Here is a 26,336-nt window from a genome sequence, read left to right as displayed (position 1 = left end):
AGGGAGGCGGAGGGAAGACGGCACCGCACTCACGCACCGGGTGTACCGGGGACTACCTCACCCCCACCGCCCGGATGATCTCCTGCGCGACGGACCCGCCCCGGTCGTCGCTCGCCGAAGCGCGCAGCGACACGGACTCCGCGCCGGCCGGCACCTTCAGTACGCCGCGCCACGCGGCCTTACCGCCGTCGCGGTCCAGTTCGACGGCGGTCCAGGTCGCGCCCTCGTCGTACGACACCTCGAGCGAGCCGCCCCCGATGGTGCCGGTGCCCTCGGCGGCCTCCACGTACTCGGAGTAGATGCCGACGGGGAGGCGCTGGCCGCCCCGCACGTTCCCGGCGAGGTCGGTGTCGATGTCGAAGCCGAGATTGAGCAGCGGCAGGTACGTCCACCGGTCGTCCGGGGTCTCGGCGGACCGGAAGGTCCACTCGGAGTGGCCCTTCGTGGCCAGCTTCCAGCGCTCGGCGTCCAGGCCGGTGTCGGTGACGACCTTGTACGTGCGTTCGTCCGGCGAGGCGCCCCAGACGTATGCGCCCGAACCGGTGCGCCGGTCGACCCGCACCCCATCGGCGTACACCTCGGTGACCTGCTTCATGCTGTCCTCGCTCCACACGTCGCCGAAGCCGGTGTGGTCGGGCCCGGAGTCGCCCCAGCCGGGGGTGTTGAACATCAGGGTGTTGCCGGCGCGCTGCTGTCCCCAGCCGAGGCCGGTGCCCAGCCAGGGGTGCCAGACCGGCTTGAACCAGTCGAGTTCCGGGTGCGTGCCACCGCGGTACGACACGAGACCGCCGCGCTCCTCCAGGGCGCCGGGGCCGGTGGACACGGACTCGTGCCACAGCTGACCGGGGCCCGTCGAGACGTAGTCGGTGCGCTCGGCGGGGTAGTCGATCTTCTCCTGGAAGCCGAGGCCGATGGAGAAGGTGCCGGTGAGGGAGTACCGGTACTCGCTGCCTGCCGCCGCCGTGACCGCGTGGAACTTCGTGTCGACGGCGGCCAGGTCGCGCGCGCCCGGCCGGTACGCCAGGTCGCGGGGGATCGCGCCCTGGTGGCCCTCGGACAGGTCGTAGACGTACGGAGTGTTGAGCGTGCCGGTCGTCTCGATGCGTGTGCCCTTTGCGGCGGCCGCGACGAGCCGGGCGGCGTCGGCCGCGTCGACGGTGGCGATCTGCAGCGGCCGGTCCGCGTTGTCGTCGGTGCCGAACCAGGCCATGAGGCGGCCCGGCGCGTCGTCGGTGACGAACAGCGCCTTCGCGCCCGCGTCCTGAGCGGCCTGGGCGAGCCCGGCGGGATCGGCGCCGTCCTCCAGACGTACGATCACGGCCTTGCCCTGCACGTCCTTGCCCGCGTAATCGGCGGGTGCCCCCGTTCCGGCGTCGACCACTGCTAGCTCGGTGCGCCCTTCGAGCAGGGTGCCGCCGGGCTGCGCGACGGCCTCGCCGAGCCGTTCCCCGTCCTCGGTGCGCACCTCGATGAGCGGCTTGCCGAGCCGCCAGACCGTGCGGTACTCGAAGCCGCCCTCGGTGACGTCGGAGGTGGGCGTGGCGAAGATGCTGTCGTAGGTGAGCGGGACCTGGACGGCGCCGAACAGGTCGGCTCCGTTCGCCTGCCGGTCGTACTCCATCACCAGCTGGCGGGTCTCGGTGCGCCGGCCGACGTCGGCGGTGATCTCCCGCAGCTCCCGTCCGTCGAGGGTGACTTCGCGGTCCCGGGTCAGATCGATCTCGGGCGCCGCGAGGAAGCCGAGGCCGAGCGAGTCCTCGCCCTTGCTGCCGCGCACGTCGAGGAACGACGTCAGGCTGTACGTGCCGGGCTTGAGCCGCAGCTTCAGGGTGCCGGATTCGCCGATCTCTGCCCGGTACGGATCGACACCCTCGGCCAGCTGCTGCACGACGACTCCGGCGGCGGTCGGGGCACCGTCGCGGTCCTTGACGTGGACGGTGAGGGTGTACCGCTCCTCCTCCTTGACCAGGCCGAACGCGGTGTGCGCCACGGGCGTGCCGGCCACCGAGGCGACGATCTGCCCCGACGTGTTGCCCACCGGCGCCTTCGCCCCGTCACCGGTCACGGTGGTCGACGCGGTGCCGTGCGCCGGCACGGTGAGCGTCGAGTCGCCGAGCGTGGCGACGCCGTCGTCCGCGCCCTGCACGGCGAGGCTCAATTCCACCGCTTCATCCGAGGAGTTGGCGTAGGTGACCGTCCTCGCGACCGGCTTGTTGTCCTCGTACGGCCAGCTGTAGAAGCCCAGGTCGGCGCTGCCCGTGGCGGTGATGTGCGCCGTGGTGGCGTCAGGCACGCTCACGCGCCCGGCGCCCAGCGCGTAGACCGAGGCGTCGAGCTGCTTCGACGTGGACATCAGCGCGTCCTTGAGCTGCGCGCCGGTCCAGTCCGGGTGCTCCTCGGCGAGCAGTGCGGCGACGCCCGCGACATGCGGAGTGGCCATCGACGTACCGCTCATCGACGTGTAGGAGCCGCTGCCGTCGGTGAACTGGGAGCGCGCGGCGAGGATGTTCACGCCGGGTGCGGACAGATCGGGCTTGAGGGCGTTGTCGCCGTAGCGCGGGCCCTCGCTGGTGAAGTAGGCGGCGTTGTCGGCGGAGTCGACGGCGCCGACGGTGAGCGCGCTGTCGGCGGCGCCGGGCGAGCCGATGGTGCCGGGGGCGCCGTAGTTGCCCGCCGCGACCACGAAGAGGGCGCCGGTCTCCGCGGACAAGGTGTTGACGGCCTGCGCCATCGGGTCGGTGCCGTCGCTGGCCTCGGACGACCCGAGGCTCATGGAGACGATCTTGGCGTGGACGTCGCGCGCGGCCCACTCCATCCCGGCGATGATCTGGGACTCGCTGCCGGACCCCTCGTCGCTGAGGACCTTGCCGACGGCGAGCGTCGCGCCGGGCGCGACCCCCTTCTCCTGACCGTCGGACGCGGCACCGCTGCCGCCGACTGTCGAGGTGACATGGGTGCCGTGCCCGTTGCGGTCGGCCACCTCCTGCCCCTCGATGAAGCTCTTCGAGGCGGATATGCGCCCCGCGAGGTCCGGGTGGTCCGCGTCCACGCCGGTGTCCAGCACGGCGACGGTCACGCCCTTGCCGGTGAACCCGGCCTCCCAGGCCTTCGGGGTGCCGATCTGCTCGTTGCTCTCGGCCATGTCGGCCGTCACGCGCCCGTCGAGCCAGATGCGCTCGATTCCCTGGGCGAACGCCGCGCTCCCGGTGCTGCGGGCCGACTCGGCAGCGGCCGGCGCGACGGCCCGCCAGAACGTCCGCCCCTTGTCCGCCTCGACGGCCGCCCCGCCGATGCTCGCCAGGGACCGCACCTTCTCGGCCCCGCGCGGCGTCCCGGCGGCACTTCGGGCGCTCTTCTTGTACGTCACGATCAGCGGCAGCTCGTCGGCCTTCCGGTCGGCGAGCCCCTGCCGTATCAGCTCGGTCACGTCGAACAGCCGCTCATCGAGCGTGCCGGCCTGCAGATACGGCAGCGCCTCGTCGGGTACGACGGTGATGTTCCCGCCGGACATCTGCGTTCGGACGGCCCCGGTCGCGCCGGCCGGCCGGTCGACGGTGACCGTCTTCTTGCCGTCGCCGAGTTCGGTGACGGTCACCTTGTCGCCGGTCACCAGGGTCACGGTGTGGGCGGACCGGTCGGCCTTGGCGCGCGCGGCGGCCGGAGTCGCGGTGCCGTCCGATCCGGCTGCGACGGCGGGTCCCACCGTGCTCGCCGGGAGCAGAACGAGCGCGAGCGAGACCGGCAACAGCCTCGCTCTCTGTCTCGCGGAAGCTGCTCTGGTCATGAAACCTCTCTTCGTCAGCCTCGGGACGGGGTGGTTCCGGAGTGCTGCGAAGAGTGTCAGGGGCCTTGTGTTGCAGGGGAGTTGACGCGACCTGGCGGAAAGGCGCCCCGGCGGCTTCCCGCCATGCGGTACCTGCCCGCCGTCCGGAACCGGGGGCTCCGGCCCCGGCCCCGCATTGCCCCTCCGGGCCCACGAGCGGGGCGCCAAAAGATCGCCCGTTCGGCGGTCCACCCACCCGGCCCAGCCCGGCGCGCGCTCTCCGGATCGCCGCCTGACGATGCAGAAGAGGACCGCCGTCCGGCGGCCCGCACGCGGTCTGCGCTCTCGGGAGGACCTGCCATGACCGTCAATCTGGATCAGCTGCGCCGCTGCCATGTCGCCGTCGACCTGGGGGCTGCGAGGACCCGGGTGTTCGTGAAGGGGGCGGGCCTGGTCGTGGACGAGCCGAGCGCCGCCGCCGTCAACACCCGGACCGGCGCACTGATCGCGGTCGGCGCGTTCGCCGAGAAGATGACGGGCCGCACGCCCTCGTACATCCGTGTGGTACGCCCCGTCTCCGGGGGTACCGTCGTCGACATCGACATGGCTCAGCGCATGTTGCGCGGCCTCATCGGCGAGAAGCTCCGCCGCAACCTGCGCCGCAAGCCCCGGCTGCGGGCCGCCGCCTGCACCCCGCACGACGCCGACCCGCTGGCGCAGCGCGCCGCCGTCGAGACGCTGGTGGGCCTCGGTGCGCGGCGTGTGGAACTGGTGGACACCCTCATTGCCGCCGCGGTCGGCTGCGGCCTGCCCGTCGAGCTCCCCGAAGCCACCATGATCATGGTGTGCGGGGCGGCCACCACGCAGGTCGCGGTGCTCTCGCTGGGTTCGATCGTGACCGCCGAGCGGATCCCGGTGGGCGGTGAGGCCATCGACCACGCGATCGTGCAGCACCTGCGCCACCACCACGAGTTGATGCTGCCGTCCCAGTCGGTGCGCCCGCTGCAGATCGCGCTCTCCGGCAACGGCCTCACGCCGTACGGCCCGGCGACCACGGAGATCCACGGCCGAGACGTGGCCACGGGCCTCGCCCGTTCCGTGTACGTCGACACCGCGGCCGTGCGCGATGCCATCCACACCCCGCTGACCGCAGTGCTCGACGGCATCGGGAAGGTGCTGCGGGACTGCCCACCGGACCTGGTGGCCGATCTGGCGGACCGCGGGATCATGATGGTCGGCGGCAGCGCCCTGCTGCCGGGACTCGACCAGATGTTGCGGGATGCCACGGGTATGCCGGTGACCATCGCGGAGCGTCCCGACGTGTGCGCGATCCTCGGGCTCGGCGCGATGCTGGAGGGCAGGGTCCAGCCGCTGGTCCTGAACCCGCTCTCGCTCGCCGGCTGATGGCCACCGCGGACGGACCGTCCGGCTCGGCTCCGCATCCGGACCGCGGCCGGGCGGGCCGCGCGGTCCTCAGCCGCCGTCGGCCGCGCCGTGCGCGACGGTGTGCCGCGGCTCGTACAGGCCGAGTTGCGCCCCGCTGGGCAGCGTCACCGCGGTGAGCAGCCCCCACCCCTGATCACTCACCGGCCCCACCGTCACGCCCTTGTCGCGCAGCTGCGCCAGCGTGTCCTCGATGTCGTCGCACATGAGATACAGCTCATGGCTCGGCCGTTCCGTGGAGGGATGGACCGCGACCTCCGCGGGCGGCAGCGCGAAGATCAGCCAGCCGCCGCCGGCGTCGACTCCCGGAAACCCGAGCACGTCCTGGATGAAGGCACGATCGGCGACCGCGTCCCGGCTGTAGAGAATGACGTGAACGCCATTGATCATGACTTCATCGTCACACGGGTCCGGGGGCCGGGCCACACGACCCACGCGGGGTACGGCCTGAGCGTCCCGGCTCACGGCGCAAGGTATGTGTGAAAGACCCCTTCCGGGTCGTACCGCGCCCGCAGCGCCTGCAGACGCCTCCAGTCCTCGGGCGCATAGCAGCGCTCGGCACGGGAGGGGCCGGCGGTGAGGTCGGCCTCGCCGACGTAGTGGCCGGTGCCGAGGCGTTCGACGGCGCCCATCACGTCGCGCAGCCAGCGGATGTTGAGGGCGTCGTCCTCGGAGTCGCCCCAGATGGCGAACGGTGCGACATAACTGTCGCCGAGCACCGAGAAGGACATGTCGCGCGACAGGTCCCTGTCCCGGGACGCAGGCCGGATGGGCGCGAGAACGACCGACTGCTCGGAGGGGGCTTCCGCGACGAGAGGCGCGAGCCTGCGCAGCAGCGTCTCGTAGCCGTCGTCGGACCAGAGGGTGTCGACCGCGCAACGGCGCCCCTCGGGCCACAGGGTCTCCGAGACGGCGTAAAGGGACTCGTACGACGACGGCTCGTCGACCTGCCGGGAGAGGACGCGGTCGTCGAGGGGGCAGGTCCGGAGTGGCTCCAAGGCCCGGAACGCTTCTTCCTGCGAGGCGGCGAAGGCGGTGGCGGTGATCTTGATCACCTTGGGCCGGTACGGCGCGGCGGAGTCGGCCGGGTCGGCCGTCCCGAGCTGGTAGGACGCCTCGACGTTCGGCGGTAGCCGGTCCGCGGCTTCCGTCACCCACGCCGCGACGGGCCCGAGATCCGCGAGCGGGAAGGTGTAGGCGGTCTGCAGGATGACCGCGGGGAGATCCCGAAGCCGCAGGTGGAAGCGCGTGCCGACGGCGAAGAAGCCGGGGCCCGCGCCGCGGGCCGCCCAGAACAGGTCGGGGTTCTCGTACTCGCTGCACCGGACGCCGTGCCCGTCCGCGGTGACGGCTTCGATCGCCCGGACGTTCGCACAGGCCGGCCCCCATGCGCCGGAGTTCCAGCCGAGGCCGCCGCTCAGCAGAAAACCGCTCACGGCGACGCTCCCGCAGTGCCCGGCCGGGAACGCGAGGCCGTACGGCGCGAGTTGGGCGGCGAGCGAGCTGCCGGTGACACCGGGCTGCACGACCGCCGTGCGCTCCTCCGGATCCACCACGCACTGGCGGAGCGCGGACAGGTCGATGAGCATGCCGCCGTCGCGGACCGAGGAGCCGATCCAACTGTGGCCGCCCGCGCGTACGGCGATCCGCAGACCACTGGAGCGGGCCAGCCGAACAGCCTCCTGCACGTCCTGCTCCGACTCGGCCCGGACGATCATCTCGGGAAACCGCTGCGGTTTCAGCTCGTTCCGGACCATCTCAGAGCGGATCGCTTCATACGCACTGTCGCCTCGCCGGACGATCTTCGCCTCGGGCATGATCAGTTCCTTCAGCCCATGATCGGTTCCTTGAGCCGGTGGTCAGTTCCTTGAGCCGGTGGTCAGGCCAGAATGCGGCGCGCGGGCGGCATGGGCAACCGTGCTCCAGAAGTCCGGAACACGGCGGCAGACGGGTGAAACACGCGTGTCGCTCCGCGTCCGGACAGCGAAGGCCGCCCAGACTGGCGACGGCGAGGCACCCGCGGCGCGAGTCGGTCACACCGCTGCAGGCCCGGCGCGCCTCGACCGCGCCAAGATCAACACAAAAAGAAAAACCCCAGGTCAGAAGGTTTCTGCACTGGGGTCGCCGAGTGGGGCGGGTGGGACTCGAACCCACGGCCGACGGATTATGAGTCCGCTGCTCTAACCGGCTGAGCTACCGCCCCGTCACGGCGCGCCGCGCACATTTGTACGCGCCGTCTGCCGCAGCATAGCCGTTCATACGATCTCCTGCGTCCCATGGTCGGCGTAGCCGTGACCATGAGGACACCGGGCATGCCCGTGCGCTTCCCACCGACGGGACGGCCATGCCTCGAAGATCCGGTCCGGACATGAAAAAGGACCCCTGAGGGGTCCTTCCCAGCTGCTCCCCCGACTGGACTCGAACCAGTAACCTGCCGGTTAACAGCCGGCTGCTCTGCCAATTGAGCTACGGAGGATCGAGCTCCCCCGACTGGACTCGAACCAGTAACCTGCCGGTTAACAGCCGGCTGCTCTGCCAATTGAGCTACGGAGGATCGCCTCGTTGCATCGAACGTACCTGCCTGGGTATTCGCCAGGCGGCGCGCGCTCGCTGCAGCACATACATTAGCGCAAGCAGGGGGGTGCTCCGCCAATCGGTACTTCCGCGACCGACTCCGACGCAAGGGAAGGGTGGCAGCCATGCGCTACCGGCTCACATTCATCGCCGGTCTGGTCCTGGGTTACGTGCTGGGCACACGCGCCGGACGGGAGCGCTACGAGGAGCTGAAGAAGTCCGCCCGTTCCTTCGCCCAGAACCCGGCGGTCCGCAACGCCGCCGAGTCCGCGGCCCAGCAGAGCCGCGTCTATGCGGGCAGGGCCCTGCATGTGGTGGGCGAGAAGGTCGGCGATCACGTGCCCGACTCGGTGGCCGAGCGCGTACGGGCGCTGCGGGAGCGGACCGGCACCGACGATGACTGGGGCACCAGCAATACCTGAGCCGGTGCCCCCGTCCGGGGGCACCGGCCCCAGGCGCCCGTTTCGCCCTCCGGGCTCGTCCTCAATCGCCGGACGGGCTCGATGTGTGGTGCGGAACACGTCGCGTGGTGCGGCAGAATTTCTGTCATGGGGATAGTCGCCGGGCTGGACAGTTCGCCCGATTTCACTCGCATCATCGTGTGTGACACGGACACGGGGGCCGTGCTCAGACAGGGGTACGCCCCTCATCCGGTCCCCGGCGGCGACGACGGCGGCGGGCGGCTCTCCGACATCGATCCGCAGGCGTGGCTGCTGTCTCTGGGCGAGGCCGCCGGCGGCGGGCTGCTCGAAGGCGTGCAGGCCATCGGCGTGTCGGCGCAGCAGAACGCGGTCGTGCCGCTGGACGCTCAGGGCGGCATCGTGCGTCCGGCGATCGTGGGCACCGACAAGCGGGCCCAGGTCGCGGCCGCCGACCTGATCGACCGGCTCGGCAGCCGGGAAGCGTGGGCGGCTGCGGTCGGCTGCGTGCCGCAGGCGGGGCACCCGGTCACCAAGCTGCGCTGGCTCGCGAAGACCGAGCCCGAGGCCGCGCAACGCACGACCCTGGTCATGCAGGCGCACGACTGGCTGGTGTGGCAGCTCCTCGGGCGGCCCGCACGGCGTACGACCGACCGGGGCGGGGCATCCGGCACCGGTTACTGGTCGGCGGCGACGGGCGCGTACCGGCCGGATCTCGTCGAGATGGCGCTCGGGCAGCGGGCCGTGGTGCCGGAGGTGATCGGGCCCGCCGAGGCCGCGGGCACCACACCCGAGGGGCTGCTGATCTCCGCCGGCACGGGCGACACGATGGCGGCGGCCTTCGGGCTCGGGGTCGGGCTCGGTGACGCGGTGGTGTCGCTCGGCGCGTCCGGTTCGGTGATGGCCGTTCATCATGAGGCGCTGACCGACTCGACCGGCATGATCACATCGCTGGCGGACGCGACGGGCGGGCATCTGCCGGTGGTCCACACGCTCAACGCGGTACGGGTCCTGCGCGGGACCGCGGAACTGCTGGGCGTGGACCTCGAGGGGCTGTCGCAGCTGGCGCTGAAGTCGACGCCGGGCTCGCACGGGCTCGTGCTGCTGCCGTATCTCGAGGGAGAGCGCACCCCGAATCTGCCGCACACCGCGGGCACGCTCGCCGGGCTGCGCCGGGAGTCGATGAAGCCCGAACACCTCGCGCGTGCCGCGTTCGAGGGGATGCTGTGCGGGCTCGCGGACGCGCTGGACGTGCTGCGCGGGCGCGGTGTGGAGGTGCGCCGGGTCTTTCTGCTGGGCGCGGCCGCGGAACTGACCGCGGTTCAGGCCGTGGCGCCGCAGCTGTTCGGCGTGCAGGTCGTCGTGCCGCAGCCCGCGGACTACGCGGCGCTCGGCGCGGCGCGGCAGGCCGCCTGGGCGCTGGGCGTCTCTCAGGGCACGCTCGACCCGCGGACCCCGCCGGCCTGGCAGGGCGCCACTGCCCAGGTGTTCGAACCGGGCGAGGAACTGGCGGTGGGTCAGGCGGTGCGGCAGCAGTTCACGGCGGTACGGGAACAGACCCATCCGGCTGCGTTCGGGTGACCGGCGCGCCGCTGCGAGCGGCCGAATGCCCGTATCAGCCACTCCATTTGCCCGACTTGTACCAATCTTGGGGCAAATATGAGGCAATCATGGGTGCATCTCCCGGCGTAATTGCTTGAGGTAACGCCGGTGGAGTGTCGGACGATAGTGGGGTGGTGCATCCGACCCGTGGTCGGTGCACCGACCCTCCCGCCGACACCGAGAGACGAAGCGTGCTCATACCACTTCTGCGGACCTACCTCAGTCCGTACAAGAAACCGATCGCCCTACTGGTAGTGCTGCAGCTGCTGCAGACCTCCGCCACCCTGTATCTGCCCACCCTCAACGCGGACATCATCGACAAAGGTGTCGTGGAGGGCGACACCGGCTTCATCCTGAGCCACGGCGCCTTCATGCTCGCGGTGACCGTGGTCCAGATGACGTGCAACATCGGCGCGGTGTACTTCGGTGCGCGCACGGCGTCGGCGCTCGGACGCGACATCCGCGCCTCGGTGTTCGACCGTGTGCAGTCCTTCTCCGCGCGCGAGGTGGGGCACTTCGGGGCGCCGTCCCTGATCACCCGGACCACGAACGACGTGCAGCAGGTGCAGATGCTCGTCCTGATGTCGTTCACGCTGATGGCGTCGGCGCCCATCATGTGCGTCGGCGGCATCATCATGGCGCTCGGTCAGGACGTGCCGCTGTCCGGTGTCCTGCTGGCGGTCGTCCCGCTCCTGGGCATCGGTGTGAGCCTCATCGTGCGGCGGCTGCGGCCGCTGTTCCGGACGATGCAGGTACGCCTGGACACCGTGAACCGCGTGCTGCGCGAGCAGATCACGGGCAACCGCGTCATCCGCGCCTTCGTCCGGGACGCCTACGAGACGGACCGTTTCCGCGGCGCCAACGAGGAGCTGACCCAGGTGTCGCTGGGCACGGGCCGGCTGCTCGCGCTCATGTTCCCCGTCGTCATGACCGTGGTGAACGTCTCGTCGATCGCGGTGGTCTGGTTCGGTGCACACCGGATCGACAGCGGCGGCATGGAGATCGGCGCGCTGACGGCGTTCCTCGCCTACCTCATGCAGATCGTGATGTCCGTGATGATGGCCACCTTCATGTTCATGATGGTGCCGCGGGCCGACGTCTGCGCCGAGCGCATCCAGGAGGTGCTGGACACCGAGAGCAGCGTGGTGCCTCCGGCCGCTCCGGTACGGGAGCTCAGGCGCCACGGTCATCTCGAGATCCGCACGGCCGGGTTCCGTTATCCGGGTGCCGAGGAGCCCGTCCTGAAGGCCGTCGAACTGGTGGCGAAGCCGGGTGAGACGACCGCCGTCATCGGGTCGACGGGCAGCGGCAAGTCGACGCTCCTCGGGCTCGTACCTCGGCTCTTCGACGCCACGGACGGCGAGGTGCTCGTCAACGGCGTCGACGTGCAGACCGTCGACCCGCAACTGCTGGCGAAGACGGTGGGCCTCGTACCGCAGAAGCCGTATCTGTTCGCCGGGACCATCGCGACGAACCTGCGCTACGGCAACCCGGACGCGACCGATGATGAGCTGTGGCACGCGCTGGAGGTGGCGCAGGCCAAGGAGTTCGTCGAGCGGCTCGAGGGCGGCCTCGACGCACCCGTCGCACAGGGCGGCACCAACGTCTCCGGCGGCCAGCGGCAGCGGCTCGCCATCGCGCGGACGCTGGTGCAGAGGCCCGAGATCTATCTCTTCGACGACTCCTTCTCGGCCCTCGACTACGCGACGGACGCCGCCCTGCGCGCGGCTCTCTCGCAGGAGACGGCCGAGGCGACCGTCGTGATCGTCGCGCAGCGGGTCGCCACGATCCGCGACGCCGACCGGATCATCGTCCTCGACGAGGGACGCGTCGTCGGCACGGGCCGCCACCACGAGCTGATGGCGGACAACGAGACGTACCGGGAGATCGTGCTCTCCCAGCTGACGGAAGCGGAGGCAGCCTGATGGCCGGGCCCGGAGGACGCATGATGGCCGGGGGCGGCCCGGACCAGCGCTCGATGGACTTCAAGGGGTCGGGCAAACGCCTGATCGCCCAGTTCAAGCCCGAGCGCACCACGATGTACGCGATGCTGGCGGCCGGTGTGCTGAGCGTCGCGCTGTCCGTGCTGGGCCCGTGGATACTGGGCCGGGCGACCGACCTGGTCTTCGCGGGCATCATCGGGCGGCAGATGCCCGACGGCGTCACCAAGGAGCAGGCGCTGCAGGGCCTGCGCGAGCGGGGCGACTCGGGTATCGCCGACATGCTCGCCGGGGTCGACTTCACTCCGGGGCAGGGCATCGACTTCGGCGCCGTGGGCTCCGTCCTGCTGATCGCGCTCGGCACGTTCCTGGTGTCCGGTCTGCTGATGCTGGTGGCCACCCGGCTGTCGACGCTCGCCATCAACAAGACCGTGTACCGGCTGCGCCAGGACGTCCAGGTGAAGCTGTCGCGGCTGCCGCTGTCGTACTTCGACAAGCGGCAGCGCGGTGAGGTGCTCAGCCGCGCCACGAACGACATCGACAACATCGGCCAGACGCTCCAGCAGTCGATGGGGCAGCTCGTCAACTCGCTGCTGAGCATCATCGGCGTACTGGTGATGATGTTCTGGATCTCACCGCTGCTGGCGCTGGTCGCGCTGGTGACGGTGCCGCTGTCCTTCCTGATCGCGACGAAGATCGGCAAGCGGTCTCAGCCGCACTTCGTGCAGCAGTGGCGTACGACCGGCAAGCTGAACGCGCACATCGAAGAGATGTACACCGGCCACACGCTGGTGAAGGTGTTCGGGCGCCAGGAGGAGTCGGCGAAGCAGTTCGCCGAGCAGAACGACGCGCTGTACGAGGCCGGGTTCAAGGCGCAGTTCAACAGCGGCATCATGCAGCCCCTGATGTTCTTCGTGTCGAACCTCAACTATGTGCTGGTGGCCGTGGTCGGCGGACTGCGCGTCGCGTCCGGTGCGCTGTCGATCGGCGACGTCCAGGCGTTCATACAGTACTCACGGCAGTTCTCCATGCCGCTCACGCAGGTCGCGTCGATGGCCAACCTCGTGCAGTCGGGCATCGCGTCCGCCGAGCGGATCTTCGAGCTCCTCGACGCCGAAGAGCAGGAGACCGACCCCGTACCGGGCGAGCGGCCCGAACAGCTGCGCGGCCGTGTCGCGTTGGAGAAGGTGTCCTTCCGGTACGAGCCCGACAAGCCGCTCATCGACGGCCTGTCGCTCACCGTGGAGCCCGGCCACACGGTCGCGATCGTCGGCCCGACCGGCGCGGGCAAGACCACGCTGGTCAATCTGCTGATGCGGTTCTACGAGGTGACGGGCGGCCGGATCACGCTGGACGGCGTCGACATAGCGAAGATGTCGCGCGACGAACTGCGCTCCGGGATCGGCATGGTCCTCCAGGACACGTGGCTGTTCGGCGGCACCATCGCGGAGAACATCGCGTACGGGGCGGCCAAGGACGTCACCCGCGAGCAGATCGAGGAGGCGGCGCGGGCTGCCCACGCCGACCGCTTCATCCGCACCCTGCCGGACGGTTACGACACCGTGATCGACGACGAGGGCACGGGGGTCAGCGCGGGCGAGAAGCAGCTGATCACCATCGCGCGGGCGTTCCTGTCCGACCCGGTGATCCTGGTGCTCGACGAGGCGACGAGCTCCGTCGACACCCGTACGGAGGTGCTCATCCAGAAGGCGATGGCCAGGCTCGCGGACGGGCGTACGTCGTTCGTCATCGCGCATCGGCTGTCGACGATCCGGGATGCCGACACCATTTTGGTGATGGAGAACGGGGCGATTGTGGAGCAGGGGTCGCACGAGACGCTGCTTGCCTCCGGCGGGGCCTATGCGCGGCTGTATCAGGCTCAGTTCGCGCAGGCTGTGGCTGAGGTGGACTGACCGCCGTCCGCCTGTGGGCATGCGTTCCGCCAGGGGCGGAACGGGTGGGCACAGGCGGAACCCCGACGGCGGGCAACCCTCAGTCCAGGTAGCCCCGCAACTGGTCCGCGAATGTGTGGTCGCGGAGTTTGTTGAGGGTTTTGGACTCGATCTGGCGGATGCGCTCACGCGTGACGCCGAAGATGCGGCCTATCTCCTCGAGGGTGCGCGGGCGGCCGTCGGCCAGGCCGTAGCGGAGCTGGACGACCTTCCGCTCGCGCTCCCCGAGGGTGGACAGGACCGCTTCGAGGTGCTCGCGCAGGAGCAGGAACGCGGCGGACTCGACGGGGGACGCCGCGTCGCCGTCCTCGATGAGGTCGCCGAGCGCGACGTCGTCCTCCTCGCCGACGGGGGCGTGCAGCGAGACCGGTTCCTGGGCGAGCCGCAGGACCTCGCTGACCCTCTCAGGCGGCAGTTCGAGGTGGGCGGCGACCTCTTCGGGCGTCGGTTCATACCCGCGCTCCTGGAGCATGCGCCGCTGGACCCGTACGACACGGTTGATGAGCTCGACGACATGGACCGGGACGCGGATGGTGCGGGCCTGGTCGGCGAGGGCCCGCGACATCGCCTGGCGGATCCACCAGGTGGCGTACGTCGAGAACTTGTAGCCGCGCGCGTAGTCGAACTTCTCGACGGCCCTGATCAGGCCGAGGTTTCCTTCCTGCACCAGGTCGAGCATGGTCAGGCCGCGTCCCACGTACCGCTTGGCGACCGAGACCACGAGCCGCAGATTGGCCTCGATGAGGCGGCGCTTGGCCATGCGCCCCATGACGACCAGCCTGTCGAGGTCGACGGCGAGCTGGGAGTCGAGGTCGGGCGTGGAGCCGAGCTTCTCCTCGGCGAAGAGCCCCGCCTCGACGCGGCGGGCGAGCTCGACCTCCTCGGCGGCCGTGAGCAGGGGGATACGGCCGATCTCGCGCAGATACTGGCGGAACAGATCGGCGGAGGGGCTCGCACTCTCGGTGCGGCCGGACGGTACGGGGACCGCCACGGGTTCGGCGACGTCCACGAGGTCGGGCTCGGGCGGCCCGTCCGCGGCCTCAGGCGCGTGAGGCTGGTCGGCGAGGTGCTCGGGCGGACCCTGCGGATCATCGGGGCTCATCACCGCCGCGCCGATCGCGGGATGCCGGCGAACGGCGCTCTGCGGCTCCACCGCCGTCAGCACATCGGGGTCCGCCTCCGGGTCCAGGGCGGTGTCGGTCTGGGTGAGGGTCTGGGTCTGCACGGGGGCGACCTCCAGGGTGATCGCTGCTGAGGCGTGCGACAGCGGTACGACGGGACCGGCGTCGGCGGCCTTGCCGCTGTCCGTCCCGTACGCGATGAGCGGAACCGCGGGGGTGTCGGGCCCGCCGTCTGCGGGCCGGCCGCGCTCCGAGGACTCAGGCACCGCAACCCAGTGTGGGGTACGACACATCACTGCCACGAGGGGCGTGCGGTGACTTTTTGAATCCGGTCCGTGACGGGGCGGTGACCCGCGCCAAAACCCGAATGCTTGTGCCCGAACTCATCTGGCACGATCCCCGGGTGTCAGGTTCCCTCTACGAAACGCATGTCACCGTTCGCTGCGACACCACCGCCGACGCGGACCGGCTGGACCGCTGGGCGACAGCGGCCGGCCTCAAGCTGACGCACATCGTGCTGGCTCGCGGCCGGATGGCGGCGCAGCCGATGCTCACCCTGACCGGTTCCGCGTCGTACGCCGACGAATCGGCACGCGCGCGTGAAGTCGCCGGGCGCCTGCGGGCGGACGGTTTCGCACCGGTCCGCATCAAGATCGAGTCGTCGCCGTGGGCTCCCGAGGTGCCGCGCGAACCGTGCGAGGACGGACGGTACTTCGAGCACCACGTGAAGCTGCTGCTCGACGCGGACGCGGACTTGACCGCCCTGGCCGCGCGGGTCGTGCCGCATGGCGCCCATCTGTCGTGGAACGCACGGCGGGTGGTGGGCGGCGGGCGGCACGAGCGGTTCGTGACGCAGCGGTGCCGCGGGGCGGACGCGCAGGGAGCGGGGCAGGCGCTGGAGCGGTTGCTGACGGAGCTCGACGGCCTTGCAGGACTCCACGGCCTCGAAGTAGTCGATGTGGAGCGGGAGTTCGTGCTCTACGACAGCGATGTGTCGGTGGACGACGGATGGATCGAGGAAACGGTCGTGCAGGAGGTGCGGGGATGAGCGGGACATGGGAGAGCTTCGGCTGGGCGAGCAGCGAGATCCCCAAGGAGCCGCTGGACGACGCGACCCGGACACGGGAGCGGCTGCCGCGCACGCTGCGTCCGGTGCCGGGGGACGACGTGGTGCAGCGCCCGGTCTTCGACCCGGCCCTGAAGCAGTACGAGAACGCCTACCGGGCGACCGACCCCGCGTTCGCCGACCCGGCGAGGGGCGAGGCCTGGCGAGCCGCCCGGCGCCGCGCCCTGGACCTCGTGCCGGCCGCGATCGCCGGCTCGGAGTGGGTCGACTCCCTGGTGCTGCGGGGCAGCATGCTGATGTCGGCGTGGTTCAGCGAGGCCGCCCGCGAGCCCGGCGACCTGGACTTCGTCGTCGTACCGCACACATGGGCGATCGACGACGCGCGTACGGACCGGATGCTCGACGGGATCGCGGCGGCGGCGCAGGCCCTGGCCGACGACCGCGGGCGGGAGATCGGGGTCTCCGCGCGGGGCGCGGTGGTCGAGGACATCTGGACGTACGAGCGGGTGCCGGGCCGCCGCATGGTCCTGCCCTGGAGCGCGCCGGGGCTGCCCGGCGGCCACGTCCAGCTCGACTTCGTCTTCAACGAGCGGCTTCCCGAGGCACCCGAGCCGGTGAAGCTGCCGGGCGGCGCGACCGTACAGGCGGCGACGCCTCGGCTGTCCCTCGCCTGGAAGCTGATGTGGCTGATCAACGACATGCACGCGCAGGGCAAGGACCTGTACGACGCCGTGCTCCTGGCCGAGCGCCATCCGCTCCCGTACGAGCTGCTGCACGACGTGTTCCGGCTCTCGGGCGAGTGGCCCTACCCGTACCGCGAAAAGATCCTCCTCGAAGACGTGGTGGAGGCGGTGGGGTTCGTCGAGTGGGACCACTTCGTCACGGAGTACCCGCAGTTCGCCGAGGACGAGCGGCAGTTCGCGGACCGGCTGGTGCGGGCGGTGACACCGACCTTCGAGGGGCGGGCGGGCTGACGCCGCACCTGCTCGTCAGAGCGCGTCCGCGCCGCGCTCCCGCAACGTCTGCCCGTACTGCTGCAGCACCCACAACTCGTTCTGCACGGCGGCCAGATGGGCCGGGTCGGCGTGCGGGCCCAGGCGGGTCAGGGTGCCCTGGATCTCGCGGATGCGGCGGTCCACGGCACGCAGGCGGACCTGGACGAGCTGGATGCCGCCATAGACCTCGTCGACGGTCTTGCGCAGAATCGGCTCGACGGCCAGCTCGGTGACCATCGCGCGCACCACGTCGTCCGGCGCGGCCTCCCGCACGCGGGCGAGATACGCGGAGGCGTCCCGGACACCCGGCTCGGCGCCGCCCGCCTCCTCGATGGTCTGGCGCACGGCCGCGTACGGCGGGGCGGTGAACTCGTCGACTCCGTACGCGTCGAAGGCCGGGGAGACCAGCTGCGGGTACTGCAGGGCGAGTTTGAGCAGTTCGCGTTCGGTGCGGTGGGCCGGGCTGCGGAGGTTCAGGGCGGGGCCGGACGGTCCGCGCACCGGGGCGTGCGACTGCGGGGTCCGCTGCTGTGCCTCCGCTGATGCCGGTGCCGGGCCGCGGCCGCCGCGGTCCCGGGCCCAGCGCGCCAGCTGCGCGACCCGCCGCACCACGAACTGGATGTCCAGGATGCCGAGCATGCCCGCGAGCTGCACCGCGACCTCGTGCTGTGTGGCGCTGTTCTTGATACGGGCGACGATGGGCGCCGCCTCGTCCAGCGCTGCCGCACGTCCGGCCGGGGTCTCCAGGTCGTAGCGGTTCACGATCTGGCGGAGGGCGAACTCGAAGAGGGGGGTGCGCGGTTCGACCAGGTCGGCGACCGCTTCGTCGCCCTTGGCGAGCCGCAGGTCGCAGGGGTCCATGCTGTCGGGGGCGATGGCGATGTACGTCTCGGCGGCGAACTTCTGGTCGTCCTCGAAGGCGCGCAGGGCCGCCTTCTGGCCCGCCGCGTCGCCGTCGAACGTGAAGATCACGCGTGCGCTGCCGTTGTCCATCAGCAGCCTGCGCAGGATCTTGATGTGCTCGCCGCCGAACGCGGTGCCGCAGGTCGCGATGGCTGTCGTGACACCGGCGAGGTGACAGGCCATCACGTCCGTGTAGCCCTCGACCACAACCGCGCGGCTGGTCTTGGCGATCTCCTTCTTCGCGAGGTCGATGCCGTAGAGGACCTGGGACTTCCTGTAGATCGCCGTCTCGGGCGTGTTCAGGTACTTGGGGCCGGTGTCCGCCTCGTACAGCTTGCGGGCGCCGAAGCCCACCACCTCGCCGCCGATGTCGCGGATCGGCCACATCAGGCGGCCGCGGAAGCGGTCGATGGGGCCGCGGCGGCCCTCCTGGGAGAGGCCGGAGAGGAGCAGCTCCTTGTCGGTGAAGCCCTTGCCGCGGAGATAGCGGGTGAGGTGGTCCCAGCCCTGAGGGCTGTAGCCGACGCCGAAGTGGACCGCGGCGGCCTGGTCGAAGCCGCGCTCGGCCAGGAACGTGCGGCCGGCCTCGGCCTCGGGGCTGGTGTCGAGCTGTTCGGCGTACCACTGGGCGGCGATCTTGTGGGCCTCGACCAGGCGGATGCGCTCGCCGCGCTGGTGGGCGGGGTTGTACCCGCCCTCCTCGTACCGCAGCGTGATGCCCGCCTGTGCGGCGAGCCGCTCGACCGACTCCGAGAAGGAGAGGTGGTCGATCTTCATCACGAACGTGATGGTGTCGCCGCCCTCCTGGCAGCCGAAGCAGTGGAACAGCCCCTTGCTGGGGCTGACCTGGAAGGAGGGCGACTTCTCGTCGTGGAAGGGGCAGAGGCCCTTGAGGTTGCCTCCGCCCGCGTTGCGCAGCTGGAGGTATTCGGACACGACGGCGTCGATCGGGACCGCGTCCCGGACCGCCTTCACGTCCTCGTCATTGATCCTGCCTGCCACGCAGGAATTCTACGGGGCGGACGGACAGCCATGAGGCGGCGGCCGCCTCCCGGTGGTGAGCGCGGGAAGGGCCCGGCAGCTCAGCCGGCGAGGCTCTCCAGCGGCACGGACGGGTCGGCCAGGGCCTCGGGGCCGACCTGCGCACGGGACCGGATCAGCCGCTGGATCGGCTCCGTGACATCCCACACATTGACGTTCATCCCGGCCAGCACCCTCCCCTCCGCGAGCCAGAACGCGATGAACTGCCGCTTGCCGACATCGCCCCTGATCACGACCTCGTCGTACGTCCCCGGCGGCGCCCAGCCCGAGTACTCCATGCCCACGTCGTACTGGTCGGAGAAGAAGTACGGCACCCGGTCGTACGCCACCTCCCGGCCGAGCATGGCGCGGGCCGCGGCCGGGCCGCCGTTCAGCGCGTTGGCCCAGTGTTCGACTCGGATCGGGAAGCCGAGCAGCGGATGGAGGGTGGAGGCGACGTCCCCGACGGCGTAGATGTCCGGATCGGAGGTGCGCAGCGACGCGTCGACGGCGATGCCGGCGCCGTGTGCGCGGTCGGCGATGGTGAGGCCCGCGGCCTCGGCGAGGGCGGTGCGCGGAGCGGCGCCGATCGCGGCGAGCACAGCGTGCGCCGGGTGCTCCTCGCCGTCGTCGGTACGGGCGGCGAGCACCACGCCGTCCTCGCCCATGATCTCGGTGAGCCGGCGGCCGAAGTGGAAGCGCACGCCGTGCTCCCGGTGCAGGTCGGCGAAGAGCTGGCCGAGTTCGGGGCCGAGAACGGAGTGCAGCGGTGTGGGCAGCGGTTCGACGATGGTCACCTCAGCGCCGTACTCGCGCGCGGCCGCCGCGACCTCCAGGCCGATCCAGCCCGCGCCCGCGATCACGAGGTGGCCGTTGTCACGGCCGAGCGAGGTGAGGACGCCGCGCAGCCGATCGGCGTGCGCGAGCCGCCGCAGATGGTGCACGCCCGCGAGATCGGTGCCGGGGACGTCCAGACGGCGGGGCTCGGCGCCGGTCGCGAGCAGCAGCTTGTCGTACTCGATGAGGGCGCCGTCACCGAGGCGCACGGCCTTGGCGTAGCGGTCGATGGACACCACGACCTGCCCGAGGTGCAGCTCGATCTCCGCCTGCGTGTACCAGGCCGGTTCGTGCACGAAGACGCTGTCGCGCTCCTCCTTGCCGAGCAGATAGCCCTTCGACAGGGGCGGGCGTTCGTACGGGTGGTCGCGTTCGTCGCAGATGAGGATCACCCGTCCGGTGAATCCCTCCGCACGGAGCGTCTCGGCCGCCTTCGCCCCGGCCAGCCCTCCCCCGACGATGACGAACGTCTGATCAGCGTCGACCACTTGATGCCTCCTCGTCGGGGATCCGGATCCGGCGACATCGGCGGAGACCGCGGACGTCGGAGCCCGGAACAAACACGGTGCCGCCACTCGAGCGTCCCGCACGGAGCGTGAGGGGGGAAGAGGGAGTGACCCGATCAGGCCACGCTGGGTCACGTCCGTGTGGATGTGCCGGCCCGCACGCTGGTCCTGGACGCGCTGGAGCGGCCCCGGACCACGACCCGGCTCGCCGAGCCGCTGTGACGCTCAGGGGCGGCGGGCTGTGAGCCTGTCGTGCAGGGACCGGGCGGAGGCGTCCGTCAGGGATGCGATCTGGTCGACGATGACGCGTTCGCGCGCACGGTCGTCGGCCGCCGTGTCGAAGAGCGCGCGGAACTGCGGGTCGAGGCCTTCCGGCGCCCGTGCCGTGAGGGCCTCGGCCAGCTCGGCGACCACGATCCGCTGGTCGGCCCGGAGCCGCTCCTGCTCCGCGCGCTGCATGACGTAGCGGTCGGCGACGGCCTTGAGGACCGCGCACTCGTGGCGCGTCTCGCGGGGTACGACCAGCTCGGCCGCGTACCGCGTGAGCCGTCCCGAGCCCCACCTCGCGCGCGTGGCACCCTCGGCGGCGAGGCAGAACCGCCCGATGAGCTGGCTCGTCGCGTCCTTGAGCCGGGCCTGGGCGACGGCCGAACCGTCGTAGCCGTGGGGCCACCACTCCTGGTCGAGGAGGCGGTCGAGGGCTTCGGCGAGCTCTTCGGGGGCGGTGTCCGCGGGCACGTACCGCCCGATGGCCACCGCGAAGATCTCCCTGCGCTCGGGCTCGGCGTGCAGGCAGTTGGGGTCGATGTGCCCCGCGTGCAGGCCGTCCTCGACGTCGTGCACCGAGTACGCCACATCGTCCGCCCAGTCCATGACCTGGGCCTCGAAACACGTACGGCTCGCCGGGGCGCCCTTGCGGATCCAGTCGAAGACGGGGCGGTCGTCCTCGTAGACCCCGAACTTGGGCGACGCGGGGTCGACGGGATGGGCGCCTCGCGGCCAGGGGTACTTGGTCGCGGCGTCGAGGGCCGCGCGCGTGAGGTTGAGCCCGACGCTGACGAGCTCGCCGCTCTCCTCGTCCCGCACGAAGCGCTTGGGCTCGATACGGGTGAGCAGCCGCAGCGACTGGGCGTTGCCCTCGAAACCGCCGCATCCCTGGGCGACCTCGTTGAGCGCCTGCTCACCGTTGTGCCCGAAGGGCGGGTGGCCGAGGTCGTGGGAGAGGCACGCGGTCTCGACGAGGTCCGGGTCGCAGCCGAGCGCGGCCCCCAGCTCGCGTCCCACCTGCGCGCACTCGAGCGAGTGCGTCAGCCGGGTACGCGGGCTGGGATCCCACGCCTGACTGCGTGTGCCGGGGGTGACGACCTGCGTCTTTCCGGCGAGGCGGCGCAGCGCGGCGGAGTGCAGCACCCGCGCGCGGTCGCGCTGAAAGGCCGTACGCCCGGGCCTCTTGTCGGCCTCGCCGGCCCACCGCTCGACGGCCGCCTCGTCGTAGTACGCGTTCAGTTCGGTGCCTTCCATGCACCGACAGTAGACGCAGCTGGTGGCAGAGGCGGTAACGGACGGAGCACGGACAGTGAGCCGCCCGGGATACGGGAGTTTCAGGCCGTGGCGAGGTGCAGGGACGCGGCCGCGGCGGACGTCACGCGGGCCTCGTCATAGCGGTGCAGGACGAGACGGGCCATCGCCGCGTGGGCGCCCATCGGTTCGGCGGCGATCCAGGGCGTGGCCTCGGCGCACTCCGAGGCGAAACGTCCCGGCGCGGTGAAGTACGAGGCGACGGCCACGCGGTGGCGGCCGCGGGCCGCCAGAGCGCGCACCGCGTCCGGCACGGTCGGGGCGGCCGCGGAGGCGTACGCGGGGACGACCGGCACGCCCAGGCGCTCGGCGAGCAGCTCGGCGGTGTGCCTGGTGTCGGTGGCGGCGTCGGGGTCGCGGGATCCGGCCGCCGCCAGCACGACTGCATGGCTGCGCCGGTCGGCCGCGCTGAGCCGCGTACTCCATCCGGCCTCGACGAGCCGCGCGTACAGGGCCTCGACGAGCAGGGGGTGCGGACCGAGCGGTGCCGCGATGTCCACGTCCAGATGGGACGCGCCGGCGGCGGCCTCGGGAATGTCCTGCTTGATGTGGTAGCCACGGCTGAGCAGCAGCGGTACGAGGACGGCCCGGCCGGGGCGGAGGGCGGCGAGCGTGTCGGGGAGCAACGGCTCGTTCAGCTCGATGTGGCCGAGCCGGACGGAGAGACCTGGACGCAGCTCGCGCACGCGCTCGGCGAGGGTCTCGACCGTGCTCAGCGCTCTCGGGTCGCGGCTGCCGTGCGCCACGAGGACGAGGGCGGGCGACTCGGGGCGGCGGCGCCTGCCGTCGAGCGCGACGAGGCTGAGCTGGCTGCCGAGCTGGCTGGTGATCCGGTTCATGAGTTGCGCCGTACTGTCGAGGTGGCCGTCGGTGTGCGCCGGGCCGGGCGGCAGGCTGCTGCCCGAGGGCTGGGTGGACTCGTCGCGAGGAGGGTTCGACGCCGTCATGAACCGATCCTGGCCGTGGCAGGTTGCCGCGGCGTTGCGCGACGATGACGGCTCTTTTCATCTGGGCTCACGCGGCGGGGAACGGCACTGTCAGCCGGACCGCAACCCCGGGCCGTCCGACGGCGTGACTGTCGGTGGGATCGCCTACGGTTGATCGCAGCTGGCCCGGTGCCGGGCGAGCAGGGGGACACGGGGGGTTCGATGCTACGGCAAGGCTGGATGCGGAAGCTGGGCCAGACGGTCCGTCTGCGTCTCGGGCGGCCGCGCAGACCGACATGGCTGCCGCCTTCGTTCCGGCTGCCGCGGACGCGCTCCGCGCAGCGCAGGACGGTGCAGGCGCTGATGCTGGCCTGTGTGCTGGCGCTGCTGCCCGCCGCCTGGCTGTTCGTGTCGGCGGACGGCCGCCTTCGTACGACGGCGGATGTGCCCCGCACCCCGGTGGCGGTGGTCTTCGGCGCCGGGCTGTGGAACGGCGAGCCGTCGCCGTACCTCGCCCACCGGCTGGACGCGGCGGCCGAGCTGTATCGCGCGGGCCGGATTCAGGTGGTGCTGGTCACGGGCGACAACAGCCGCGCGGAGTACGACGAGCCGGACGCCATGCGCGCCTATCTGAGGGCGCACGGCGTCCCGGACGGGCGGATCGTGAGCGACTACGCGGGCTTCGACACGTGGGACTCCTGTGTGCGGGCCAAGAAGATCTTCGGCGTGGACCGCGCGGTGCTGATCAGCCAGGGCTTCCACATACGCAGGGCGGTCGCGCTGTGCGACGCGGCGGGGGTCACGTCGTACGGCGTCGGGGTCGACGACCGGCACGACGTCACGTGGTACTACGGGGCGACGCGGGAGATGTTCGCGGCCGGGAAGGCGGCGCTGGACGCCGCCCTGCGGCCCGATCCGCGGTTCCTGGGGCCTCGGGAAGCGGGGGTGTCGGAGGCGCTGGGGTCCGGGGGAGGCCGCTGAGGGGTGCGGGTCCCTGCGGGGTGTGCCACCGGCCGGCAGCCGCCAACGGTGCACCACGGTTACGCACCATGCGCGACCCCGGCCCGTGGGAGGGGGCACCTCACGTCGCCGCCCACCCCACCGGGAGGTCCCCGTACCGGCTGCGTAACGGGCAACACCGCAGCACGTAACACGCCCGACGCACGCTGGCAGCATGCACTCCGCCCCCGCGACGCCGCCCCCAGCACCGACGGCGGCCCCCACGCCGACCCTGACGCCGACGCACTGCCCGTACTGCTCCCTGCAGTGCGGCATGAACCTGTCGGCGCGCGAAGGCGGCGGCGTGGACGTGGTGGAGCGCACCGAGTTCCCCGTCAACCGGGGAGCGCTGTGCGGCAAGGGCCGCACAGCGCCCGCACTGCTCTCCTCCCGAGTGCGCCTGACCGAGCCGCTGGTCCGTCGCCCTGCCACCGGCGAACTCGAGCCGGCCACCTGGGAGGAGGCCCTCGACCGCATCGCCGAGGGGCTGTCCCGCACGCGCACGGAGCATGGCCCGGACGCGTGCGGGGTCTTCGGCGGCGGCGGGCTGACGAACGAGAAGGCGTACGCGCTGGGGAAGTTCGCCCGGGTGGTCCTCGGCACATCACAGATCGACTACAACGGCCGGTTCTGCATGTCGTCGGCGGCGGCCGCGCACAACAAGGCCTTCGGCCTGGACCGCGGCCTGCCGTTCCCGCTGGAGGACATCCCGCGGGCGGGCTGCGTGATCCTGGTCGGTTCGAACCTCGCGGAGACGATGCCGCCGGCGCTGCGCTTCCTGACGGAGCTCAAGGAGAACGGCGGCAAGCTGATCGTCATCGATCCGCGCCGTACGCGCACCGCCGAACAGGCGGATCTGTATCTGGCGCCGCGGCCGGGCACAGACCTGGCGCTGGCGCTGGGGATGCTGCACCTGGTGGTGGCGCAGGGCCGGACGGACGAGGAGTTCATCCGGGACCGCACGACCGGCTGGGAGGACGCTCGGGCGGCGGCGATGGCGCACTGGCCGGAGTTCGTGGAGCGGATCACGGGGGTGTCCGTTCCCGAACTCCGCGAGGCGGTCCGGATGTTCTGCGACGCCGAGTCGTCGATGGTGCTCACCGCGCGCGGACCCGAGCAGCAGTCGAAGGGCACGGACACGGTGGGCGCGTGGATCAACCTGTGCCTGGCCACGGGCCGCGCGGGCCGCCCGCTGTCCGGTTACGGCTGTCTGACCGGGCAGGGCAACGGCCAGGGCGGCCGCGAACACGGCCAGAAGGCCGACCAGTTGCCGGGTTACCGCAAGCTGGACGACCCCGAGGCGCGCCGCCATGTCGCGGAGGTGTGGGGCGTCGACCCGGACAGCCTGCCGGGCCCGGGCCGCAGCGCGTACGAGCTGCTGGACGCGCTGGGACAGGACGTACGGACGCTGCTGCTCATGGGCTCCAACCCCGTCGTGTCGGCCCCCCGCGCCGCGCACATCGAGGAGCGGCTGCGCTCACTGGACTTCCTCGCCGTCGCGGACGTGGTTCTGTCGGAGACGGCCGCGCTGGCGGACGTCGTCCTGCCGGTGACGCAGTGGGCCGAGGAGACGGGCACGATGACGAACCTGGAGGGGCGGGTCCTGCTGCGCCGACAGGCGCTGACCCCGCCGCCCGGTGTCCGCTCCGACCTCGTCGTACTGAACGAACTGGCGTCACGTCTCGGCGTGGAGAAGGGCTTCCCGACAGACCCGGAGGAGGTCTTCGACGAGCTGCGCCGGGCGTCGGCGGGCGGTCCCGCCGACTACTCCGGCATCGACTACGGCCGGCTGGCGCGGGAGCAGGGCGTGTTCTGGCCCTGCCCGGCGGCCGAGGCGCCGCGGCAGGACGGTCCGCTGGAGGACAGCGAGGACGCCGCGTTCGACGTGCTGCCAGACGATCCGGCCGGGGACGCCGGCAGTGCGCGGGGCATCGCCCGGCACCCCGGCACCCCGCGTCTCTTCCTGGAGCGTTTCGCGACGCCGGACGGGCGGGCCCGGTTCGTGCCGGTCACGCACCGGCCGCTCGCGGAGGAGCCGGACGCCGAGTACCCGGTGCTGCTGACGACCGGGCGGGTCGTCTCGCAGTACCAGTCGGGCGCCCAGACGCGGCGCGTCGACGAGCTCAACTCGGCCGCGCCCGGGCCCTTCGTGGAGATGCATCCGCGGCTGGCCGAACGGCTGGGGGCCGCGGAGGGGGACGCCGTGGCCGTGGTGTCCCGGCGCGGGAAGGCCGTCGCGCCCGCGCGCATCACCACGGGCATCCGGCCCGACACCGTCTTCATGCCCTTCCACTGGGCGGGCGAGGGCCGGGCCAACACCCTCACGAATCCGGCGCTCGATCCGACGTCGCGGATGCCGGAGTTCAAGGCGTGCGCGGTACGCCTCGAACTGGCGGCAGCCCCGACACGGGCCTAGGTGTATTGCCCCGGAGGGTTGTTGACTCGGGTGATGGGTGGCTGGCCTCCGAGTGCGGTGTGGCAGCGATGGTAGTTGTAGTCGTGGAGGAAGCTGTCGAGGGCTGCGCTGCGTTCGTCGTTGCTGGTGTAGGGCCGTAGGTAGGCCCACTCGTCGAGCAGGGTGCGGTTGAAGCGTTCGACTTTGCCGTTGGTCTGGGGCCGGTAGGCGCGGGTCAGCTTGCCGGTGGCGCCAATCTCGGCGAGAGCTTGCTTCCAGGCCTGTCCCTTGCGGTAG

General features: G+C 71.4%; 18 protein-coding genes and 3 tRNA genes. 9 read left to right on the top strand and 12 right to left on the bottom strand.

From position 1 onward, the window contains the following. Nucleotides 1-52: 52 nt before the first annotated feature. Complete coding sequence (locus ACWD4J_RS00105; RefSeq protein WP_451392966.1) at nucleotides 53-3,784, bottom strand: S8 family serine peptidase; 3,732 nt, start codon at nucleotides 3,782-3,784, stop codon at nucleotides 53-55. Nucleotides 3,785-4,123: 339 nt separating this feature from the next. Here ACWD4J_RS00105 and ACWD4J_RS00100 point away from each other — a divergent pair, with 339 nt between their 5' ends. Continuing rightward, entirely contained in the window at nucleotides 4,124-5,167 is a 1,044-nt protein-coding gene (locus ACWD4J_RS00100; protein WP_451392965.1) for a rod shape-determining protein, read from the top strand. 69 nt (nucleotides 5,168-5,236) lie between these two features. Here the strand turns inward: ACWD4J_RS00100 and ACWD4J_RS00095 are convergent, their stop codons facing one another. The 5 genes from ACWD4J_RS00095 to ACWD4J_RS00075 form a co-directional block, all read right to left on the bottom strand. Continuing rightward, the gene (locus ACWD4J_RS00095; protein ID WP_451392964.1) at nucleotides 5,237-5,596 is read right to left on the bottom strand and encodes a VOC family protein; all 360 of its coding nucleotides are present in this window, start codon (nucleotides 5,594-5,596) and stop codon (nucleotides 5,237-5,239) included. 71 nt (nucleotides 5,597-5,667) lie between these two features. After that, entirely contained in the window at nucleotides 5,668-7,023 is a 1,356-nt protein-coding gene (locus tag ACWD4J_RS00090) for an FAD-binding oxidoreductase (protein ID WP_451392963.1), read from the bottom strand. 312 nt (nucleotides 7,024-7,335) lie between these two features. Further along, nucleotides 7,336-7,409, bottom strand: a tRNA-Ile gene (locus tag ACWD4J_RS00085). A 200-nt stretch (nucleotides 7,410-7,609) separates the two neighbouring features. Further along, a tRNA-Asn gene (locus ACWD4J_RS00080) sits at nucleotides 7,610-7,682 on the bottom strand. Nucleotides 7,683-7,687: 5 nt separating this feature from the next. After that, nucleotides 7,688-7,760, bottom strand: a tRNA-Asn gene (locus ACWD4J_RS00075). A 145-nt stretch (nucleotides 7,761-7,905) separates the two neighbouring features. On the opposite strand from ACWD4J_RS00075, the gene ACWD4J_RS00070 reads away from it, so the two are divergent. The 4 genes from ACWD4J_RS00070 to ACWD4J_RS00055 all read left to right on the top strand — a co-directional run bounded on the left by ACWD4J_RS00070 (nucleotide 7,906) and on the right by ACWD4J_RS00055 (nucleotide 13,654). Next, nucleotides 7,906-8,202: a YtxH domain-containing protein gene (locus tag ACWD4J_RS00070; protein WP_451392962.1), complete on the top strand. Its 297-nt coding sequence runs from the start codon at nucleotides 7,906-7,908 to the stop codon at nucleotides 8,200-8,202. Between the two features lie 126 nt (nucleotides 8,203-8,328). Further along, nucleotides 8,329-9,780: an FGGY family carbohydrate kinase gene (locus ACWD4J_RS00065; RefSeq protein WP_451392961.1), complete on the top strand. Its 1,452-nt coding sequence runs from the start codon at nucleotides 8,329-8,331 to the stop codon at nucleotides 9,778-9,780. A 212-nt stretch (nucleotides 9,781-9,992) separates the two neighbouring features. Next, nucleotides 9,993-11,726 carry an ABC transporter ATP-binding protein gene (locus ACWD4J_RS00060; protein ID WP_451392960.1) on the top strand — a complete coding sequence of 578 codons (1,734 nt, stop codon included), beginning with the start codon at nucleotides 9,993-9,995 and terminating at the stop codon, nucleotides 11,724-11,726. Next, nucleotides 11,726-13,654, top strand: coding sequence for an ABC transporter ATP-binding protein (locus ACWD4J_RS00055; protein ID WP_451392959.1), 1,929 nt, complete (start codon nucleotides 11,726-11,728; stop codon nucleotides 13,652-13,654). Before ACWD4J_RS00060 ends, ACWD4J_RS00055 begins: the two co-directional genes overlap by 1 nt. A gap of 79 nt (nucleotides 13,655-13,733) precedes the next feature. On the opposite strand, the gene ACWD4J_RS00050 is transcribed toward ACWD4J_RS00055, so the two are convergent. Then, nucleotides 13,734-15,080, bottom strand: coding sequence for an RNA polymerase sigma factor (locus ACWD4J_RS00050; RefSeq protein ID WP_451392958.1), 1,347 nt, complete (start codon nucleotides 15,078-15,080; stop codon nucleotides 13,734-13,736). A 101-nt stretch (nucleotides 15,081-15,181) separates the two neighbouring features. Here ACWD4J_RS00050 and ACWD4J_RS00045 point away from each other — a divergent pair, with 101 nt between their 5' ends. Both ACWD4J_RS00045 and ACWD4J_RS00040 read left to right on the top strand, forming a co-directional pair. Further along, nucleotides 15,182-15,862, top strand: coding sequence for a hypothetical protein (locus tag ACWD4J_RS00045; RefSeq protein ID WP_451392957.1), 681 nt, complete (start codon nucleotides 15,182-15,184; stop codon nucleotides 15,860-15,862). Further along, complete coding sequence (locus ACWD4J_RS00040) at nucleotides 15,859-16,854, top strand: nucleotidyl transferase AbiEii/AbiGii toxin family protein (protein WP_451392956.1); 996 nt, start codon at nucleotides 15,859-15,861, stop codon at nucleotides 16,852-16,854. Before ACWD4J_RS00045 ends, ACWD4J_RS00040 begins: the two co-directional genes overlap by 4 nt. 15 nt (nucleotides 16,855-16,869) lie before the next feature. On the opposite strand, the gene dnaG is transcribed toward ACWD4J_RS00040, so the two are convergent. The 4 genes from dnaG to ACWD4J_RS00020 form a co-directional block, all read right to left on the bottom strand. Further along, entirely contained in the window at nucleotides 16,870-18,780 is a 1,911-nt protein-coding gene (gene dnaG / locus ACWD4J_RS00035; protein ID WP_451392955.1) for a DNA primase, read from the bottom strand. A gap of 80 nt (nucleotides 18,781-18,860) precedes the next feature. Continuing rightward, nucleotides 18,861-20,123, bottom strand: a complete 1,263-nt coding sequence (locus ACWD4J_RS00030) for an NAD(P)/FAD-dependent oxidoreductase (RefSeq protein ID WP_451392954.1) — start codon at nucleotides 20,121-20,123, stop codon at nucleotides 18,861-18,863. 243 nt (nucleotides 20,124-20,366) lie between these two features. Next, a complete protein-coding gene (locus tag ACWD4J_RS00025) occupies nucleotides 20,367-21,662 on the bottom strand; it encodes a deoxyguanosinetriphosphate triphosphohydrolase (RefSeq protein WP_451392953.1) in 1,296 nt (431 codons plus the stop codon). An 80-nt stretch (nucleotides 21,663-21,742) separates the two neighbouring features. After that, nucleotides 21,743-22,666 (bottom strand): sirohydrochlorin chelatase, encoded by a 924-nt coding sequence (locus tag ACWD4J_RS00020; protein WP_451392952.1) that lies wholly within the window; start codon nucleotides 22,664-22,666, stop codon nucleotides 21,743-21,745. A 219-nt stretch (nucleotides 22,667-22,885) separates the two neighbouring features. Between ACWD4J_RS00020 and ACWD4J_RS00015 the strand changes: the two genes are divergently transcribed. Together ACWD4J_RS00015 and ACWD4J_RS00010 are read left to right on the top strand one after the other, a co-directional pair. Continuing rightward, entirely contained in the window at nucleotides 22,886-23,626 is a 741-nt protein-coding gene (locus ACWD4J_RS00015) for a SanA/YdcF family protein (RefSeq protein WP_451392951.1), read from the top strand. Nucleotides 23,627-23,819: 193 nt separating this feature from the next. Further along, complete coding sequence (locus ACWD4J_RS00010; RefSeq protein WP_451392950.1) at nucleotides 23,820-26,060, top strand: molybdopterin oxidoreductase family protein; 2,241 nt, start codon at nucleotides 23,820-23,822, stop codon at nucleotides 26,058-26,060. On the opposite strand, the gene ACWD4J_RS00005 is transcribed toward ACWD4J_RS00010, so the two are convergent. After that, a partial coding sequence (locus ACWD4J_RS00005; protein WP_451392949.1) for an integrase core domain-containing protein occupies nucleotides 26,057-26,336 on the bottom strand: 280 nt, incomplete at its 5' end. The genes ACWD4J_RS00010 and ACWD4J_RS00005 overlap by 4 nt on opposite strands.

It is taken from the genome of Streptomyces sp. NPDC002577, from assembly GCF_053594815.1.
The sequence above is the reverse complement of the archived record's forward strand: the minus strand, read 5'-3'. Positions and strand labels throughout refer to the sequence as shown.

Excerpts from the sequence above, each read along its gene's own strand:
- ACWD4J_RS00100 (WP_451392965.1), top strand. The coding sequence starts at position 4,124 with ATGACCGTCAATCTGGATCAGCTGCGCCGCTGCCATGTCGCCGTCGAC.
- ACWD4J_RS00065 (WP_451392961.1), top strand. The coding sequence starts at position 8,329 with ATGGGGATAGTCGCCGGGCTGGACAGTTCGCCCGATTTCACTCGCATC.
- ACWD4J_RS00025 (WP_451392953.1), bottom strand. The coding sequence starts at position 21,662 with ATGGAAGGCACCGAACTGAACGCGTACTACGACGAGGCGGCCGTCGAG.
- ACWD4J_RS00045 (WP_451392957.1), top strand. The coding sequence starts at position 15,182 with ATGCTTGTGCCCGAACTCATCTGGCACGATCCCCGGGTGTCAGGTTCC.
- ACWD4J_RS00070 (WP_451392962.1), top strand. The coding sequence starts at position 7,906 with ATGCGCTACCGGCTCACATTCATCGCCGGTCTGGTCCTGGGTTACGTG.
- ACWD4J_RS00055 (WP_451392959.1), top strand. The coding sequence starts at position 11,726 with ATGGCCGGGCCCGGAGGACGCATGATGGCCGGGGGCGGCCCGGACCAG.
- ACWD4J_RS00095 (WP_451392964.1), bottom strand. The coding sequence starts at position 5,596 with ATGATCAATGGCGTTCACGTCATTCTCTACAGCCGGGACGCGGTCGCC.
- ACWD4J_RS00040 (WP_451392956.1), top strand. The coding sequence starts at position 15,859 with ATGAGCGGGACATGGGAGAGCTTCGGCTGGGCGAGCAGCGAGATCCCC.
- ACWD4J_RS00105 (WP_451392966.1), bottom strand. The coding sequence starts at position 3,784 with ATGACCAGAGCAGCTTCCGCGAGACAGAGAGCGAGGCTGTTGCCGGTC.
- ACWD4J_RS00020 (WP_451392952.1), bottom strand. The coding sequence starts at position 22,666 with ATGACGGCGTCGAACCCTCCTCGCGACGAGTCCACCCAGCCCTCGGGC.
- ACWD4J_RS00010 (WP_451392950.1), top strand. The coding sequence starts at position 23,820 with ATGCACTCCGCCCCCGCGACGCCGCCCCCAGCACCGACGGCGGCCCCC.
- ACWD4J_RS00090 (WP_451392963.1), bottom strand. The coding sequence starts at position 7,023 with ATGCCCGAGGCGAAGATCGTCCGGCGAGGCGACAGTGCGTATGAAGCG.
- ACWD4J_RS00015 (WP_451392951.1), top strand. The coding sequence starts at position 22,886 with ATGCGGAAGCTGGGCCAGACGGTCCGTCTGCGTCTCGGGCGGCCGCGC.